The organism is Rhodococcus (subgen. Prescottella) equi (assembly GCF_003013675.1).
Lineage (GTDB): Bacteria > Actinomycetota > Actinomycetes > Mycobacteriales > Mycobacteriaceae > Prescottella > Prescottella equi.
In genome coordinates, this window is sequence record NZ_CP027793.1 from 875,667 (window position 1) to 891,738 (window position 16,072).

A 16,072-nucleotide genomic window follows, 5' to 3' on the forward strand; every position below is an offset into this window, starting at 1 on the left:
TTTGCTATCTTCGGCAACGAAACACTGCGGGACCCGTTCCGGGTCGGTGCCACGAGGACGGACATGAGCGATGACTGAAAGTCAGCGGACGGCGAGCGAGAACTCGCTCGGGCCGGAGGAGACGCTCGACCTGATCGGGATCGGGTTCGGGCCGTCGAACCTCGCGCTCGCGATCGCGATCGAGGAGCACAACGCCGACTGTGCGCCGGCCGACCGGGTCCGTGCCCGCTTCTTCGAGAAGCAGCAGGCGTTCGGCTGGCATCAGGGCATGGTGCTCGACGGCGCGACCATGCAGATCGCCTTCCCCAAGGACCTGGTCACGTTCCGGAACCCCCGTAGTGGCTACACCTTCTTCTCCTACCTGCACGAGCGCGGCCGCCTCGTCGATTTCGTCAACCACCAGACCTTCTTCCCCACCCGGGTGGAGTTCCAGGACTATCTGCAGTGGGCGGCCGCAAAGGTCGACGCCGATGTCGACTACGGCACCACGGTCGCCTCGGTGGAGGGGGTCGACGAAGGCGGTGCCGTCGAGAGCTTCGAGGTCGTGCTCGCGGACGGTCGCACCGTACGTGCCCGGAATGTCGTGGTCGGTGCCGGACTGCGGGAACGCCTGCCCGAGTGGGCGACTCCGTCGTCGCGGTGCTTCCACAACCATCAGTTCCTGTTCCGCCTCGCCGAGATGCCGGAGCCGGAGCATCAGCGCTTCGCGGTGCTCGGCGCCGGCCAGAGCGCGGCCGAGGTGGTGCAGTACCTGCACGCCAAGTACCCGCGGGCCGAGGTGCACAGCGTCTTCTCGCGGTTCGGATTCAGCCCCGCCGACGACAGCCCGTACGCCAACCGCATCTTCGATCCGGGCACAGTGGACGAACTGCACGCCGCACCCGCCGCGGAACGCGCACGTCTGCTCGAACTGCACCGCAGCACCAACTATTCGTGTGTCGACATCGAACTGATCAACGAGCTGTACGCCACCGAGTACCAGGAGCGGGTGCGCGGCGAGCGGCGGCTGTTCATGCGGCGGGCGTCGGAGATCAGCGGCGTCAGCGAGAGCGACGACGGCATCGAAGTGTCGGTGTACAGCGCGCTCGACGGGCTCACCGACACGCTCATGTGTGACGCATTGGTCCTGGCTACCGGATTTGTCCCGACTCCGCTCGACTCGCTCTTCGGCGACTCGCTGCCCCACATCGGTAACGATCGTGGGGTGGGCCGCGACTACCGACTGGAGGCGGGTCCGGGCGTCCGTGGGGGGATCTACCTGCAGGGTGGTACCGAGAAGACTCACGGACTGACGGCGTCCCTGCTGTCCAATGTCGCGGTGCGCGCAGGAGAGATTCTCGATTCGATTCTCGCTCACCGAGATATCAGCGGTCACCTTGCTAGGCTGACTGCAGACAACCCGTACGCGACAAGCGAGGTTAGATGAGCACCAATCCGTTCGACGACGAAGACGGCCGCTTCTACGTGCTGGTCAACGATGAGGACCAGCACTCCCTGTGGCCTACGTTCTCCGAGGTCCCGCAGGGCTGGAGGATCGTTTTCGGTGAGGATTCGCGCCAGGCATGCGTGGAATACGTCGAGAAGAATTGGACCGACATGCGGCCGAAGAGTCTGCGTGAGGCCATGGAGCAGGACCAGAAGAACGCCGCAGAATAAGCTTTCCGGGCCGACTAACTCACTTTCGGAGTGACGGAGCCGGCCCCAGAATTGCTCATCACCACGCTGCGCCGTCCGAATCTCGGGCGGCGCAGCGTCGTGTTTCGGCGCATTCGCGGCGGGCGGCGCAGCGTCCGCGCGCCCCATTCGCCCAGGGTGACACCGGCGGCCAACGCGCAGCCGATACCGAACGCGGCCAACAGTGCCGTCAGCCCGATGATCACGTCGTTGTTCAACATCGCGTACAGGCCCCGGTACAGGGACAGGCCCGGCAACAGCGGCGTGATGCCCGCGACGGCCACGACCAGCGGCGGGGTCAGCGCGCGGCGCGCCATCAGACCACCCGCGAAACCGATCACGGTCGCGGCGATCGCCGACGAGATCACCGGTCCGATGCCCAGGCTCTGGGCGAGCACGAAGAACAGCAGACCCGCGGCACCGCCCAGCCCGGCGGCGGTGAGCGCGCGCCGCTCGGCGTAGCACGCGAGCGCGTAGAACATCGACGCCAGCGCGCCCGCGATCACCTTCAGGGGCAGCTGCGTCAGATCGGGTTGCGCCTCGTTGCTGATGACCGGAAGGTCCGCGCCCAGTGCCGAGGCGACCCGCAGCGACAACGCGACACCGGCGATGATGCCGCCGGTCATCATCACCACCTCGAAGAATCTGGCGGCCGCGGTGATGGGGGCGCCGGTGATCGCGTCCTGCACGGAGCCCACCAGCGACAACCCGGACAGCAGCACGACGACACCGGCCGCGATGATCTGGGACGGCCGGATCGTCACACCCAATTGGTCCTGGACCATGTAGAGCGCTGTCGCCGGCGCGGCCGCGATCAGGCCGCCCATCATCTGCTGGAAGAAGTACGGCAACCCGAAGCGGTTGAGCACCCGATTGACGCGGTCGATCACGACGGTGGTGAAGAACGAGACCGCGATGATCAGCGGCCCACCGCCGAGCAGCACCGCGACCGCAGCCGCCAGGCCTGCCCAGCCGAGGGTGGCGATCCACCGGTTGTAGGGGTGCGGCGCGGAGACGATCGCGTCGAGCGCGGCGTGCGCCTGCGCCGGGGTGATCGCCTCGAGCCGGATCCGGCGGGTGAGCCGGTCGGCGGCCGCGAGACGCGTGAAGTCCATCGACCGGTAGTGCACGATCCGCATCGTGCTCGCCGGCGGAATCAACGGGCCACGATGCGCCGACACGACGATCGAGTTGTACGTGACGTCCACGTCGCACTGCGCCAGTCCGTACGTCGCGGCGATGAACTTCACCTGCGTCGCGGTGTCGATCGCCGACGTGCCGGACGCCAGCAGCACCTCACCGACGCGGACCGCGAGGTCGAGAACTTCGGCGACCCGCGCGTCGTCGGTGAGATCGATCGGCTGCAGCGGGGTCGGCGCGGCGGTGACCGCGTCGGCCGTCGCCCGGCGGTCCTTGACGAGACTGCCGAGCGATGCTGCGAACCTGCGCATGTCAGACGTCGGTGACGAGATCCTTCTCGCTGAGATCGGTGGCCTCCAGTGCCTCTTCGAGAGTGTCGTGCCGGAAGACGGCAGTCACCTGGTCGTGAACCACGCGGAAAGCGGTGGCGACGGATTTGGTCACGTCCGGCTCGGACGACCAGGTGGCCTGTTCCTCGACGACGACGACGCCGTCGTGCATGAACATCCGGCCGGGAACCAGTGTAGGGGCGGCCGTCGTGGCCCACTCGCGTAGAGCGGTGAGGCCCTGCGCGGCCCCTTCCGAACCGGCCAGTTCGATGTCGTCGCTCGAGACCGCCAGCAGCGTGTCGATGTCGGACGAGTTGAGAGCGTCGTGCCACGCGAGGATCGTGGCGATCTCCGAGATACGCATGAGACAACGCTAACGAAAGCGGACGGCGGCGGCACGGTTACGCGCACCACTGTGGGCTATGGATATGATGGGCGCGCTCCACTGCCTCCTTAGCTCAGTGGTAGAGCACTCGCCTTGTAAGCGAGCGGTCGTCAGTTCAATCCTGACAGGGGGCTCCGAAAAACGAATCCCCTCGCCGTTCACCGGTGAGGGGATTTTTTCGCCGCGCAATGGCCGTACTCGCGTTCAGAGCGCGAAGCCGTCACCACTGTTCGCGGCCGCCACGGTGAACGTCGGGACCTTCTCATCGGCGTCGTGCTTCAGCAGTTGGACGCGGACGCCCGATTCGCAGCGACGCTTTCCGACGATGCGGCCGAAGCACCAGTTTCCGCTGTCGAGCGAAATCAGGGTCTTACGTCCGCGCCGCATCATGGTCGTTCTCCTCCGAAGTAAGTCGTGCCGGTGTGACTACTCCAGGTTCTCTCGCACGGGGTACGCAGACCACGTCAGAATTACCCGTTCGACTACCTGTGTTCGGCGTGGGGGCCCCGGCCCGCACCGCAGCGGACGGCGCAACAGCGTCGACCCTCCCGCCCCGAATTCGGGCGAGAGGGTCGACGTCGTGTTCCGAGACTGTTGTCAGGCAGCGAGTTTCGGCCCGACCTCAGAGGGCGAAGCCGTTGCCGCCGTTCGCGGCGGCGACGGTGAAGGTCGGCACCTTCCCGTCCGCGTCGTGCTCGAGGAGTTGGACTCGGACGCCGGATTCGCAGCGACGCTTTCCGACGATGCGGCCGAGGCACCAGTCCCCGCTGTCGAGCGAGACGAGCGTCTTGCGTCCGCGGCGCAACATGGTCTGCTCCTCGAAGTAGTGCCGATGTGACTACTCCAGGTTCTCTCTCCGAGGGGTACGCGGGCCACGTGAAAACTACCTGTTCGACTACCTGTGTTGGTCCCGGCGGCTACCTGGTGGCGGGGTCAGGCGGTGCGGCGGGCGCGGACCACGCTGTCGTGGATGGTCATCTCGTGGTCGTCGTGGGTGACGGTGCGTGAAACCGACTCGGCCGTGTCCACCGTCCACTTCTGTGGGTCGAGCAATGCCACGACCTCGTCGGGCGTGAAGAACAGCTCCGGCCGGGGCGGGCGCGGGACGCCGGACTCCAGATCCGACGGGTGATGGCCGACGATCAGCAGCGTGCCGCCGGGGGCGACCAGTTCGGCGAGGCGGGTGTAGAGGACCTCCCGCTCGCCCGACGGAAGGTGCACGTACTGCGACGTCACCAGGTCGTACCGCGTGGTGCCCGGGTCCCATTCGAGTAGGTCGGCGGCCTCCCACGTCACCCGGTCGGCGATGCCGTCGCCGGCTTCGGCAGCGTGCTCGGCGGCCCGCTCGATCGCGACGCTCGACAGGTCGATGCCGTGCACCGTCCAGCCACGGCGGGCCAGCCAGATGGCGTCGGCGCCCTCGCCGCAGCCCACGTCGAGTGCCGTGCCGGGCGTCAGTTCCGACGCCTCGTTCACGAGGTTCGCGTTGGGGTTGCCGCTCCACAGACGGTGGCTCGAGCGGTAGCGCTCGTTCCAGAACTCCTGGTCCAGTACCTCGGGCAGATCGGTCATCTCTGGGGTCCCTTCTCGTTCTGCGCGCGGCGTTCCGCCACGGCGCGTGCGGTGTCTTCGGCGATGAGGTCGTTGTTGATGGCGACGGCGGCCGTCGCGGCGCCGGCGGCGGCCGCCAGCACCTGCGCCTTGACGTCGGTGACGTTGCCGGCGACCCACAGTCCGGGCACCTTCGTCAGCCCCGACCAGTCGGACGGTACGAACCGCCCACCGCTCATCGGTTCGAGTTCGGTCTCGACGCCCAGCGAGGTCAGCGCGTCGACGCGGGCGACGAACCGCGGCGCCACCACCAGTGCTCGGCGGTCCACGACCGTGCCGTCGTCGAGGCGTACCCCCGCGAGGCGGTCGTCGTCGATCACCAGCTCGGCGACCCGGCCGGTGACGATTCGGATCCCGCGGGCCGCCAGTTGCTCGCGCTCGTCGTCGGTCGGCTGCGGGGCGGTGTGCAGGAACAGCGTCACGTCGTCGGTCCACTGTCGGAACATGAGCGCCTGGTGCACGCTCATCGGTCCCGTTCCGAGGACGCCGACCGGTTCGTCGTTGATCTCCCAGCCGTGGCAGTACGGGCAGTGCAGGACGTCGCGTCCCCACCGCTCGCGCACTCCGGGGACGTCCGGCAGTTCGTCGGTGAGGCCGGTCGTCACCAGCACGCGCCGGGCGTCGACGCTGCGGCCGTCCGCGAGTACCAGCGAGAAGCCGTCGTCGACGCGTCGGATGTCGGAGACGGCCCCGTCGGCGATCTCGCCGCCGTAGCGCCGGACCTCGTCGGCCCCGAGGCGGGTCAGGTCCGCGGGCGCGATGCCGTCCCGGGACAGGAATCCGTGGACGCCTTCGGCCGGCGCATTGCGCGGCTCGCCGGCGTCGATCACCAGCACGGACCGTCGCGAGCGCGCGAGCATCAGCGCACCCTCGAGACCCGCGGCGCCGCCACCGACCACCACGACGTCGTACCGGTTGGAAAGTTGTTCGCTCACCTTGATCCTCCCCGTCGTTCGTTCGGTGACCACCATGCCGACGGCGTCGCGAAACCCGCAACCTTTGTTGCCGAAGTGGCAAGCTGGGGTGATGGACGACGCAGACGACATGGATCGAATCCTCGACGCGGTGGGTCCGCGGCTGCGGGCGCTGCGCCAGCAGCGAGGCACGACGCTGTCCGACCTCGCGGCCGACACGGGGATCTCGGTGAGCACGCTGTCGCGGCTGGAGGCCGGCCAGCGGAAACCGAATCTGGAACTGCTGTTGCCGCTGGCGAGGGCGTACGGCGTGCCACTCGACGAACTGGTGGGGGCGCCGGAGACCGGCGACCCGCGAATTCACCTGAAACCGATCACGCGGGGCGGAAAGACGATCGTGCCGCTCACCCGCCGGCCCGGCGGCATTCAGGCGTACAAGCACGTGATCCCCGGGGCACGCGGCCCGCAGGTACCGGACCTACGGGTGCACGAGGGGTACGAGTGGCTCTACGTCCTCAACGGCAAGCTGCGACTCGTCCTCGGGGAACGTGACATCGTGATGCTGCCGGGTGAGGCGGCGGAGTTCGACACTCGCGTACCGCATTGGTTCGGGTCGGCGGACGAGGAGCCGGTCGAATTCCTGGGGTTGTTCGGCCGCCAGGGCGAACGCGCCCATATACGCGCGCGCCCGGCGCGGGACTGAACGAGGGGCCGGCCTCACTTCTCCTGGTGGGCGGCGGGGGCGTCTCCGAACATTGCCGCGATGCGCGACTTGATCTCTTCGGTGCTGATGGATCCGGTGCGGATTCCGTTCGCGGTGGTCTGGCGAGTGTTGGAGATGGTGTTCATTCGACTGCTTCCGTGCCCTTTCAGGTACTGGGGCCGTCCGGCGCCTGCGGCGCTGGATATCCGGCGGTGCCGCATCCGTCGCGGAACATCGGCGCCAACGTCAGGCTAGCCACGAAAACCCTGCCCGGGCGGTCGTCGGCGACTTGGTTACCCAACCGGAATGAACGGGCTCGAAAGGCTGTCGAATCGTTACCGATGGCGGGTGGGACAGGGACGAAAGGTCCTAGTCTTCGAGCATGTCGATGGTGAGTGTTCCGACCGGCCAGGGCCCGATCGACGCGGTCCTCGAGACACCGGACGGAACCGGCCCGTGGCCCGGCGTCGTGGTGGTCCACGATGCGCTCGGTATCGGGCGCGACATCCGCGACATCACCGCTCGGGTCGCCGCACACGGGTATCTGACGCTGACGCCGGACCTGTACACCCGTGGCGGACGCACCCGGTGCGTGGTCGGGACGTTCCGAGATCTGATCCGGCGCCGCGGCCGGGCCGTCGACGATCTGCTGTCCGCCCGCGACCTGCTGGTGGCCCGCCCCGACTGCACCGGCCGGGTGGGCGTCATCGGTTTCTGCATGGGCGGCGGATTCGCCCTCGTGCTGGCCCCGGAGGGATTCGACGCGGCGGCGCCGTTCTACGGGCCGTTGCCGCGCGACATCGAGGAGGCGCTCGGCGGGTCGTGCCCGATCGTCGGAAGCTACGGCGCACGGGACCCGATGCTGCGGGGCGCCGGCCGCAAGCTCGACTCCGCACTGACCCGCCTCGGCGTCGAACACGACGTGCAGACCTATCCCGGCGTCGGGCACAGTTTCGCCAACCGCCTCGCGACCGGCCGCTACACCGGACAACTGCTGCGCGTCACGGGGATGGGCTACGACGACGCGACCTCGCAGGACGCCTGGCGTCGGGTGTTCGGGTTCTTCGGTTCACACCTGTCCGGCGGGGCCGAGGGGTAGGTCCGGGCCCCGTCCACTCTTGAGCCAGCGGCCCGGCAGGCGTCCGGCCAGATCACCGAGCGGTCCGACGGCGGCGCTGAGCACGCCGACGGTCTCCTGCAACAAGTCGATGCTCGCACTCATCCGCTGCAGGTTCGGGGCGAGGGCGGTGAGCGTCTCGGACAGCGCGACGATCTGGTCGAGCGGACCGCCCTCCGCGATCAGACGCTCGAAGGCGCCGTCCTCGGCAAGCAGCGTGTCGAGGATGCCGTTCTCGGCCAGGGCCTTGTCGACGATGCCGTCCTTCTTGGTCAACCGTTCGACCGCGCCGTCCTCGGCGGTGAGACGCTCGAGCGGGCCGTCCTCGGCGGTGAGGCGGTCGAGCAGCCCGCCCGGCGCGAGCAGACGTTCGAGCGGGCCGTCCTGCGACAGGATCCGATCCACCGGGCCGTCCTCGGCCAACACCCGCTCCAACGGGCCGCCGGGGGCGAGCACCCGCTCGATCGCCCCGCCGGGCTCGAACAGCCGCTCGAGGGTGCCGCCGTCGGAGGTGAGGCGGTCCACGACGCCGCCGGGTGCGAGCAGCCGATCGAGCGGCCCGCCGGGCTGCAGCGCCTGTCCCAACGGTCTGTCGTCGGACGCGAGCGCGGCCACCTGCTGCACCAGTTGCAGTGGCCCATGCGAATTGGTCAGAGTCGCGGCACCGACGCTCGTGACGGTGGTGCTCGACAGTGCCAGCCGCGTCGTGGCCAGGGCCGTCTCGGCCACCCCGAGTGCCGCGTCCGTGACGGCGAGACCGGCCCGGACCGGGAACATGATCGCTGACACCAGGTTCATTCGATAACTGTAACCTGCGCCACACAGTCAAACAGGCGGCTACGCCACCCGTGCGCCTTTTCGGCTATCCCGGCTACCAAAAAGGCGCACGGGCGCGAAGCGCCTAGTGCAGAACCTTCAGCCCGATCACGCAGCCGACGATGCCGAGGATGAGTAGGATCTTGACGATCGAGGTGCTCTCGGCGCCGGTGAGCATCGCATACGCGACGGTGAGGGAGGCGCCGATGCCCACCCAGATCGCATAGGACGTGCCGGTCGGCAGGGTGCGCATCGCGTACGCCAGCCCGGCCATGCTGAGCACCAGACCCACGCCGAACACGAGCGAAGGGGTGAGGCGGCTGAAGCCTGCGGACTTGCCGAGGGCGGTCGCCCAGACGGCTTCGAGCACACCGGAAATCACGAGCACGATCCACGCCATGACGGTTCAACTCTCCCAACACCGTCTTGTCGCTGGCCGGGTACGGTGTGCTCGTCCGGGTGTCGTCCTGACTGGTACCAGGGTACCGAATTCGCCGACCGATGCCGCCGGTGGTGGCCGGTCTCACCGTGTCTCGGGGCCATTCACAGGAATCTCCCAGGGAACGTCCAGCCGGTGACCAGGTGGATCGGGGATTCTGGTGGAGTGAGTGAAACGCCGCAGGTCCGGGTGCTGATCGTCGACGACGAGCCTTCACTCGTCGAATTGCTGTCCGTGAGTCTTCGCTTCCAGGGCTTCGAGGTGGAGACGGCGACGAACGGCGCCGAGGGCCTCGACAAGGCGCGCGCCTTCCGGCCCGACGCGCTGATCCTCGACGTGATGATGCCCGGCATGGACGGGTTCGGGATGCTGCGCCGACTGCGCGCCGACGGCGTCGACGCACCCGTCCTGTTCCTCACCGCCAGGGACGCCGTGGAGGACAAGGTGACCGGGCTGACGATCGGCGCCGACGACTACGTCACGAAGCCGTTCAGCCTCGAGGAGGTGGTGACCCGGCTGCGCGTGATCCTGCGCCGCGCCGGGCACTCCGACGACAAGCAATCGGCCCGCGTCACCTTCGCCGATCTCGAGTTGGACGACGACACCCGCGAGGTGTGGAAGGCGGGGGAGCCGGTGTCGTTGTCGCCCACCGAGTTCACGCTGCTCCGCTACTTCATGGTCAACGCCGGCACCGTGCTGAGCAAGCCGCGCATCCTCGACCACGTGTGGAACTACGACTTCGGCGGAGAGGTGGGTGTCGTCGAGTCCTACGTGTCGTACCTGCGCCGCAAGATCGACACCACCGAACCGCGGCTGATCCACACGTTGCGCGGTGTCGGCTACGTGATGCGCGAACCGCGGTAGGCGGACGGATGAGTCGTCTGCGCGCATTGCCGCTGCGGGTCACCCTGGTCGTGGCGCTGCTGCTGCTGGCGGCGGCCGGGCTGCTGGCGTCCGGTGTCGCCGTGACGTCGGCGATGCAGTCCTCGCTGATCGAACGCACCGACCGGCAACTGTTCGACGCCGCGCACGGGTGGGCGAAGCCGCGTGATCCGTGGCCTCTGCCGCCGGTGTCCGCGCCGGGGCCGAGCCGGCCACCGAGTGCGTTCTATGTCCGGACCACCGAACCCGACGGCACCGTGCGGCTCGAGGTCAACGACGAGAGCACCAATGCCACACCGGAAATCAGCGACGATCCAGGTCCGGTGACGGTGGGATCGGTGGGTGGCGAGGACATCCGGTGGCGCGAGCTGACGGTGGCGACGCCTTCGGGTACGACGACCGTGGCGGTGAAGCTCACCGACATCGACGCGACCGTCGAGCGCCTGGTGGTTCTGCAGATCGGGATCGGCGCGGTGGTGCTCGTCGCGCTCGGGTTCGCCACGTACTTCGTGGTGCGGCGCAGCCTGCGTCCGCTGCGGGAGGTGGAAGAGATCGCCGCCGACATCGCGGCCGGAGATCTGCATCGCCGGGTTCCCGAGTGGGATCAGCGCACCGAGGTGGGACGTCTGTCGTCCGCGCTCAACGGGATGCTCGCGCAGATCCAGACCGCGTTCGCCGCGACCGCGGCATCGGAGGAGTCGGCGCGCCGGTCCGAGGAGCGCATGCGCCGCTTCGTCGCCGATGCCAGTCACGAACTGCGGACTCCGCTCGCCACCATCCGCGGATTCGCGGAGCTGTACCGGCAGGGAGCGGCGCCGGACCCCGAGATGGTGATGAGCCGGATCGAGGATCAAGCGCAGCGGATGGGACTACTCGTCGAGGACCTGCTGCTGCTGGCGCGTATGGATGCGCAGCGGCCGTTCGAACGGCACGCCGTGGATCTGCTCGCGGTCGCGGCGGACGCCGTGCACGATGCGCGGGCCCGCTCCCCGCAGCGGCGAATCATGTTGGAAGTACTGCCCGGTTCGGCGCCCGCCGAGGTGCTGGGCGACGACGCCCGGCTGCGGCAGGTGGTCGGCAACCTGGTGGGGAACGCCCTCGATCACACCCCGGCGGAGGCCGATGTCACGGTGCGGGTGGGCACCGACGGCGCGGACGCGGTCGTCGAGGTGGCCGACACCGGGCCCGGACTGGCGGAGGGCGACGCGGCCCGGGTGTTCGAGCGGTTCTACCGCGCCGACGCGTCGCGCACACGGACGAGCGGCGGCAGCGGACTCGGACTGTCGATCGTCGCGGCGATCGTCGCCGCACACGGCGGGACGGTCGACGTCGACAGCGCACCCGGGAACGGGGCGACCTTCCGGGTGCGTCTGCCGAGAGGGTGACAGGTCAGGCGGACACGTGCTCGCCGTGGCCCAGTTCACGCAGGGCCGACTTGATCTTGGCGGCCGCCTCGTCCATCGACTCCGGGGACGGGTTGGGGTCCGCGCCGCTGATGTCGAAGTTGCCCATGCTGTAGGCGGGGAACACGTGCATGTGCAGGTGCGGCACCTCGAGACCCGCGATCAGGAAACCCGCGCGCGGCGCGTCGAACGCCTGACGGACGGCGCGGGCCACCTTGCGGGACACCGCGGTGCACTTGTCGAACAGCTCGTCGTCGACGTCCTGCCACTGGTCCACCTCCTTGCGCGGCACGATCAGGGTGTGGCCCTGCGTAACCGGGGCAATCGTGAGGAACGCGACGACGTCCTCGTCTTCCCACACGAAGCGGCCCGGCAGGTCTCCGGCGATGATGGCGCTGAACACAGAAGGCATACCGCGAGGATAGGTGGCGGCGACGACCACCGGTACTCCGCCCACGGGGCGCGTCCGCCGAACCGCGACACGCGTCGTGACCCCGCAGTATCACGGAACGACACACGCGATCTCGTGATGCGGGTCACACTGATACGCGACTTCCACATTCGGTCGGGGGATCCGATACCGAGGAGTGCTGTGTCGCCACATTCGTTACGTCCCCGTCGCCTCATCGTTCCCGCCCTGATCGCCGCGGCGGCTGCCGCGATCGCGCTGCCCGGCCAGGCCGCCGCCGAATCGTCGCTCGACGTCGTCGACGCGCTGTCGGTCACGACCCTGGTCAACGGGGCGCTGTCCGTCGCGGGCGGGTGCCAGAGCCCGGATCGGGACCGCATCGTCGCGTGCACCCGGATGGAGACCCTGACCACGCAGGTCCCCGTGATGCTGGCCTTCAACCCGCTCACCACCAACATCGTGGTGCTCGGTGCCGGTCTGTACGCGGACGGGACGATGCGCCCACTGCTGGTGTCCCGTCTCCAGGCCGCACTCGCACTGGCGCAACGTTTTCCGTTGTCGCCGATAATCGTCACCGGCGGCGTCCCGCAGTCCGGGGTCACCGAGGCACAGGCGATGCGGCAATGGCTCGTCGCGAACGGTATCCCGGCGTTCCGGATCACCGAGGAGAACACCTCACGCTCGACCGTCGAGAACGCCGTCAACACGAACCGGATCCTCGCCGGCCGCGCCGCGAGTGGTGCGGTGGTCGTCACCAGCCCCGATCACCTACAGCGGGCGATGGTGGACTTCCGGGTCGCGGTGGCGGGACGTATCCCGATCGCGGGGGTGGTCGCACCCTTCTGATGTCCGAAAGGATTCGTATGTACGGTTTTTGGTAGCCAGTACGACATCCGGAGTGCCCGACCCGAGGGTTACCAGGAAGCTCACAGCTCCGTTGCAGCCGGACCGCAGGCGCGCTCCGCACCCTGAGGGACATGACGATCGAATCCCGGCCCTCGGCGGGTGTGCAGCCGTCCACGGTGATCACCACGGCGCCCGCGCTCGACATCGTCGTACCCGTGTACAACGAGCAGGCGGCGCTCGAAGGATGTGTGCGCCGACTTCGCGGCTATCTCGCCTCCGAAGTGCCGTACACCGCGCGGATCACCATCGCGGACAACGCCAGTAGTGATCGCACTCTGCCCATTGCGCAGGCGTTGGCGGCCGAGTTCCCCGACGTGCGGGTGCTGCATCTCGACGAGAAGGGGCGCGGGCGCGCGCTGCGAACGGCGTGGGGCCGCTCGGACGCGCGGGTTCTGGTCTACATGGACGTGGACCTGTCCACCGGCCTGGACGCGCTGATGCCGCTCGTCGCGCCGCTGTTGTCGGGGCACTCGGACGTCGCGATCGGGTCCCGGCTGGCCCGGTCGTCCCGGGTGGTGCGCGGGCCGAAGCGCGAGTTCATCTCCCGCAGTTACAACTTGATCCTGAAGGGCGCGCTGCATGCCCGGTTCTCGGACGCGCAGTGTGGATTCAAGGCTGTCCGTGCCGACGTGGCCCAGACGCTGCTACCGCTCGTCGAGGACGGCGACTGGTTCTTCGACACCGAACTACTCGTCCTGGCCGAGCGTGCCGGCCTGCGCATTCACGAGGTACCCGTCGACTGGGTCGACGACCCCGACAGCCGCGTCGACATCGCGGCGACCGCCCTCGCGGACCTGCGCGGCGTGGTGCGGGTGGGGCGCGCGCTGGTGACCGGTGCGCTGCCGCTCGCCGCGTTACGGGACAGTCTCGGCCGGCGTGAACTCGCCGCGGGGTCGGAGCCGGCGATGCTGGGCCAACTGGCGCGGTTCGCGGTCGTCGGCGTTGCCAGCACCGTGGCCTATGCCCTGCTGTATCTCGCGTTCCAGGAGTCGGTCGGGGCGCAGTGGGCCAACGCCCTCGCACTGCTCGTCACCGCGGTCGCGAACACCGCGGCCAACCGGGCCTTCACCTTCGGGGTCCGGGGGCGTCGTGGCGCTGCGCGGCACCAACTGCAGGGTCTGGTCGTGTTCGCCTTCGGACTCGCGATCACCAGTGGCTCCCTGGCCGCTCTGCACCGGCTCACGCCGGGCGCCTCCCCACACCTCGAACTCGTCGTTCTCGTCGTGGCGAATCTCGTTGCCACACTGTCCCGTTTCGTCGGACTGCGCTGGGTCTTCCGGGACGGCGCAGCGAAAGGAGTGACCCGGTGAGCGTCACGATCGATCGGCCGGTGGCGGCGCCGGAGCCGGCCGCTGCGCCGAAACGCCCCCGCGAGTACTGGGCGCTGGCTGCGCTGCTCGTCGGCACCGCCGTCGCCTACCTGTGGAACCTCGGCGCCTCCGGATGGGCCAACGCCTTCTATTCGGCGGCGGTGCAGGCGGGATCGGTGTCGTGGAAGGCGTTCTTCTTCGGCTCGTCGGACGCCGCGAACTCGATCACCGTCGACAAGCCACCCGCATCGCTGTGGGTGATGGAGTTGTCGGTGCGGGTGTTCGGGCTGAACTCGTGGAGCATCCTGGTTCCGCAGGTGCTGATCGGTGTCGCGTCGGTGGCGTTGCTGTGGGGGACTGTGCGCCGGTACTTCGGAGCCGCGGCGGGCCTGCTCGCCGGCCTGGTGCTGGCGCTGACACCGGTGGCCGTGTTGATGTTCCGGTTCGACAATCCCGATGCGCTGTTGGTGCTGCTGATGATCGCGGCGGTGTGGGCGACGTTGCGCGGCGTCGAGGACGGGCGCACCCGGTGGATGGTGCTCACCGGCGTGTTCGTCGGGTTCGGGTTCCTCACCAAGCTGTTGCAGGTGATGCTCGTCGTGCCGCCGTTGGCGCTGACATACCTGATCGCCGGGCCACCGAGGCTCGGCAAGCGGGTCCTGCAGTTGTTCGCGGCTCTCGGCGGGCTGATCGTCTCGGCCGGATGGTGGCTGCTCACCGTCGAGCTGTGGCCGGCCGATTCGCGACCGTGGATCGGCGGCTCGCAGAACAACTCGATCCTGGAACTGACATTGGGCTACAACGGCTTCGGGCGGCTGAGCGGCAACGAGCGGGGCAGCGTCGGGGGTGGCGGGCCGCGCGGCGGGTTCCCCGGTGGCGACACCGTGCCCGGCGGCGCTGCGGGCGGCGGCATGTGGGGGAGCACGGGGATCACGCGGTTGTTCGAGCCGGCGCAGGGTGGTCAGATCGCGTGGCTGCTGCCGGCGGCACTGGTCCTGCTCGTGGCCGGGATCGGGCTGTGTGGGCGGGCTCCGCGAACCGACCCCCGGCGTGCCTCGTTCGTGGTGTGGGGATCCTGGCTCGTCGTCACCGGCCTGGTGTTCAGCTTCATGGCCGGCATCTTCCACGCGTACTACACCGTCGCGCTGGCACCGGCGGTCGCGGCGCTCGTCGGCGCGGGGGCGGTGACGCTGTGGCGCGGCCGGCGCCGGTGGTGGGTTCGGATCGTCGCCTTCGCGGCGATCGCCGTCACGGCGTCGACGGCGTGGATCCTGCTGGCGCGCAGCCCTGACTTCGTCCCGTGGCTGCGGTGGGCGGTCGTGGTGGTCGGCGCCGTCGCGGCCTTCTCGATGGTGGTGCCGCGCGATCTGCGGACGCGGGGCGTCGTCGTCGTGATCGCGGCGACGCTCTTCACGGGTCTCGCCGGGCCGGCCGCATACGCGGTGAACACGATCGGCACGGCCCATACCGGATCGATCCCGTCGGCCGGGCCGCGCGTCGAGGGCGAGATGGGTCGCGGCGGTCCGGGCGGCATGCCGGGTCCGGGGGAGCAGCGGAAAGGCGTTCCGACACCCGGTGGCCGGGGGAACGGTGAGGGCGCGTTCGAGATGCCGGTAGTGCCCGGCGGATTCGGCGGCGCGGGTGGCGGCCTGCTGGACGCCGGCGAACCCGGCGACGAACTCACAGCCCTGCTGCGGGAGCGAGCGGACGACTACACCTGGGTGGCTGCGGCGATCGGTTCCAACAGCGCAGCGGGCTACCAGTTGGCGACCGAGCGCCCGGTGATGCCGATCGGTGGGTTCAACGGCAGCGACCCGTCGCCGACGCTCGAGCAGTTCCAGCAGTTCGTCGCGGACGGGCGGATCCACTACTTCCTCGCCGGGGGTATGGGCGGCCGCGGCGGCGAGGGCACGGCGGCGGCGATCTCCGAATGGGTGCAGGCCAACTTCGCGCCGACGACCGTCGACGGGGTCGTCCTCTACGACCTCACGCAGTGACCGGACAGGTTCGCCCATCCGGTTTACCCTGAGGTGG

At 69.0% G+C, this 16,072-nt stretch carries 19 protein-coding genes, 1 tRNA gene and 1 riboswitch; of the genes, 10 read left to right on the forward strand and 10 right to left on the reverse strand.

The genetic code is table 11. The features are described from left to right. Positions 1 to 70 precede the first annotated feature (70 nt). Both C7H75_RS04010 and C7H75_RS04015 read left to right on the forward strand, forming a co-directional pair. Positions 71 to 1,426 (forward strand): lysine N(6)-hydroxylase/L-ornithine N(5)-oxygenase family protein, encoded by a 1,356-nt coding sequence (locus C7H75_RS04010; RefSeq protein ID WP_106850962.1) that lies wholly within the window; start codon positions 71 to 73, stop codon positions 1,424 to 1,426. After that, positions 1,423 to 1,656: an MbtH family protein gene (locus C7H75_RS04015; RefSeq protein WP_005515491.1), complete on the forward strand. Its 234-nt coding sequence runs from the start codon at positions 1,423 to 1,425 to the stop codon at positions 1,654 to 1,656. Before C7H75_RS04010 ends, C7H75_RS04015 begins: the two co-directional genes overlap by 4 nt. Positions 1,657 to 1,670: 14 nt before the next feature. On the opposite strand, the gene C7H75_RS04020 is transcribed toward C7H75_RS04015, so the two are convergent. Together C7H75_RS04020 and C7H75_RS04025 are read right to left on the reverse strand one after the other, a co-directional pair. Next, a complete protein-coding gene (locus C7H75_RS04020) occupies positions 1,671 to 3,125 on the reverse strand; it encodes a threonine/serine exporter family protein (RefSeq protein ID WP_081183476.1) in 1,455 nt (484 codons plus the stop codon). A 1-nt stretch (position 3,126) separates the two neighbouring features. Then, positions 3,127 to 3,507: a hypothetical protein gene (locus C7H75_RS04025; protein WP_005515489.1), complete on the reverse strand. Its 381-nt coding sequence runs from the start codon at positions 3,505 to 3,507 to the stop codon at positions 3,127 to 3,129. An 83-nt stretch (positions 3,508 to 3,590) separates the two neighbouring features. Here C7H75_RS04025 and C7H75_RS04030 point away from each other — a divergent pair. Next, positions 3,591 to 3,662 (forward strand) — tRNA-Thr (locus C7H75_RS04030). Positions 3,663 to 3,732: 70 nt separating this feature from the next. Here the strand turns inward: C7H75_RS04030 and C7H75_RS04035 are convergent. From C7H75_RS04035 to C7H75_RS04050, 4 genes are all read right to left on the reverse strand, one after another. Further along, the gene (locus C7H75_RS04035) at positions 3,733 to 3,918 is read right to left on the reverse strand and encodes a hypothetical protein (RefSeq protein ID WP_013414902.1); all 186 of its coding nucleotides are present in this window, start codon (positions 3,916 to 3,918) and stop codon (positions 3,733 to 3,735) included. Positions 3,919 to 4,150: 232 nt separating this feature from the next. Beyond that, positions 4,151 to 4,336: a hypothetical protein gene (locus tag C7H75_RS04040; RefSeq protein WP_005515486.1), complete on the reverse strand. Its 186-nt coding sequence runs from the start codon at positions 4,334 to 4,336 to the stop codon at positions 4,151 to 4,153. Positions 4,337 to 4,461: 125 nt separating this feature from the next. Further along, on the reverse strand, positions 4,462 to 5,100 hold the full coding sequence (locus C7H75_RS04045; RefSeq protein ID WP_081121564.1) for a class I SAM-dependent methyltransferase: 639 nt from the start codon (positions 5,098 to 5,100) through the stop codon (positions 4,462 to 4,464). After that, positions 5,097 to 6,110, reverse strand: a complete 1,014-nt coding sequence (locus tag C7H75_RS04050) for an NAD(P)/FAD-dependent oxidoreductase (protein WP_106850963.1) — start codon at positions 6,108 to 6,110, stop codon at positions 5,097 to 5,099. Before C7H75_RS04050 ends, C7H75_RS04045 begins: the two co-directional genes overlap by 4 nt. Positions 6,111 to 6,165: 55 nt before the next feature. On the opposite strand from C7H75_RS04050, the gene C7H75_RS04055 reads away from it, so the two are divergent. Next, the gene (locus tag C7H75_RS04055; RefSeq protein ID WP_005515483.1) at positions 6,166 to 6,756 is read left to right on the forward strand and encodes a helix-turn-helix domain-containing protein; all 591 of its coding nucleotides are present in this window, start codon (positions 6,166 to 6,168) and stop codon (positions 6,754 to 6,756) included. Positions 6,757 to 6,770: 14 nt separating this feature from the next. Here C7H75_RS04055 and C7H75_RS26285 read toward each other — a convergent pair whose 3' ends face one another. Continuing rightward, positions 6,771 to 6,902 (reverse strand): hypothetical protein, encoded by a 132-nt coding sequence (locus tag C7H75_RS26285; protein ID WP_005515482.1) that lies wholly within the window; start codon positions 6,900 to 6,902, stop codon positions 6,771 to 6,773. Positions 6,903 to 7,138: 236 nt separating this feature from the next. Here C7H75_RS26285 and C7H75_RS04060 point away from each other — a divergent pair, with 236 nt between their 5' ends. Continuing rightward, on the forward strand, positions 7,139 to 7,855 hold the full coding sequence (locus C7H75_RS04060; RefSeq protein ID WP_084865803.1) for a dienelactone hydrolase family protein: 717 nt from the start codon (positions 7,139 to 7,141) through the stop codon (positions 7,853 to 7,855). On the opposite strand, the gene C7H75_RS04065 is transcribed toward C7H75_RS04060, so the two are convergent. Both C7H75_RS04065 and C7H75_RS04070 read right to left on the reverse strand, forming a co-directional pair. After that, the gene (locus C7H75_RS04065; RefSeq protein WP_106850964.1) at positions 7,826 to 8,671 is read right to left on the reverse strand and encodes an ABC transporter; all 846 of its coding nucleotides are present in this window, start codon (positions 8,669 to 8,671) and stop codon (positions 7,826 to 7,828) included. The genes C7H75_RS04060 and C7H75_RS04065 overlap by 30 nt on opposite strands. Positions 8,672 to 8,774: 103 nt before the next feature. Further along, positions 8,775 to 9,089 carry a DMT family transporter gene (locus C7H75_RS04070; protein WP_005515478.1) on the reverse strand — a complete coding sequence of 105 codons (315 nt, stop codon included), beginning with the start codon at positions 9,087 to 9,089 and terminating at the stop codon, positions 8,775 to 8,777. A gap of 15 nt (positions 9,090 to 9,104) precedes the next feature. Beyond that, positions 9,105 to 9,166, reverse strand: a riboswitch (guanidine-III (ykkC-III) riboswitch). Between the two features lie 127 nt (positions 9,167 to 9,293). On the opposite strand from C7H75_RS04070, the gene C7H75_RS04075 reads away from it, so the two are divergent. After that, complete coding sequence (locus C7H75_RS04075) at positions 9,294 to 9,992, forward strand: response regulator transcription factor (RefSeq protein WP_022594159.1); 699 nt, start codon at positions 9,294 to 9,296, stop codon at positions 9,990 to 9,992. 8 nt (positions 9,993 to 10,000) lie between these two features. Next, entirely contained in the window at positions 10,001 to 11,395 is a 1,395-nt protein-coding gene (locus C7H75_RS04080; RefSeq protein WP_106850965.1) for a sensor histidine kinase, read from the forward strand. Positions 11,396 to 11,399: 4 nt separating this feature from the next. Here C7H75_RS04080 and C7H75_RS04085 read toward each other — a convergent pair whose 3' ends face one another. Continuing rightward, positions 11,400 to 11,825: an HIT family protein gene (locus C7H75_RS04085; RefSeq protein WP_106851979.1), complete on the reverse strand. Its 426-nt coding sequence runs from the start codon at positions 11,823 to 11,825 to the stop codon at positions 11,400 to 11,402. A 180-nt stretch (positions 11,826 to 12,005) separates the two neighbouring features. On the opposite strand from C7H75_RS04085, the gene C7H75_RS04090 reads away from it, so the two are divergent. The 3 genes from C7H75_RS04090 (at position 12,006) to C7H75_RS04100 (ending at position 16,035) form a co-directional block, all read left to right on the forward strand. Beyond that, the gene (locus tag C7H75_RS04090; protein WP_005515473.1) at positions 12,006 to 12,668 is read left to right on the forward strand and encodes a YdcF family protein; all 663 of its coding nucleotides are present in this window, start codon (positions 12,006 to 12,008) and stop codon (positions 12,666 to 12,668) included. Between the two features lie 131 nt (positions 12,669 to 12,799). Further along, a complete protein-coding gene (locus C7H75_RS04095; RefSeq protein ID WP_106850966.1) occupies positions 12,800 to 14,038 on the forward strand; it encodes a bifunctional glycosyltransferase family 2/GtrA family protein in 1,239 nt (412 codons plus the stop codon). Next, positions 14,035 to 16,035, forward strand: coding sequence for a glycosyltransferase family 39 protein (locus C7H75_RS04100; RefSeq protein ID WP_106850967.1), 2,001 nt, complete (start codon positions 14,035 to 14,037; stop codon positions 16,033 to 16,035). Before C7H75_RS04095 ends, C7H75_RS04100 begins: the two co-directional genes overlap by 4 nt. Positions 16,036 to 16,072: the final 37 nt, after the last annotated feature.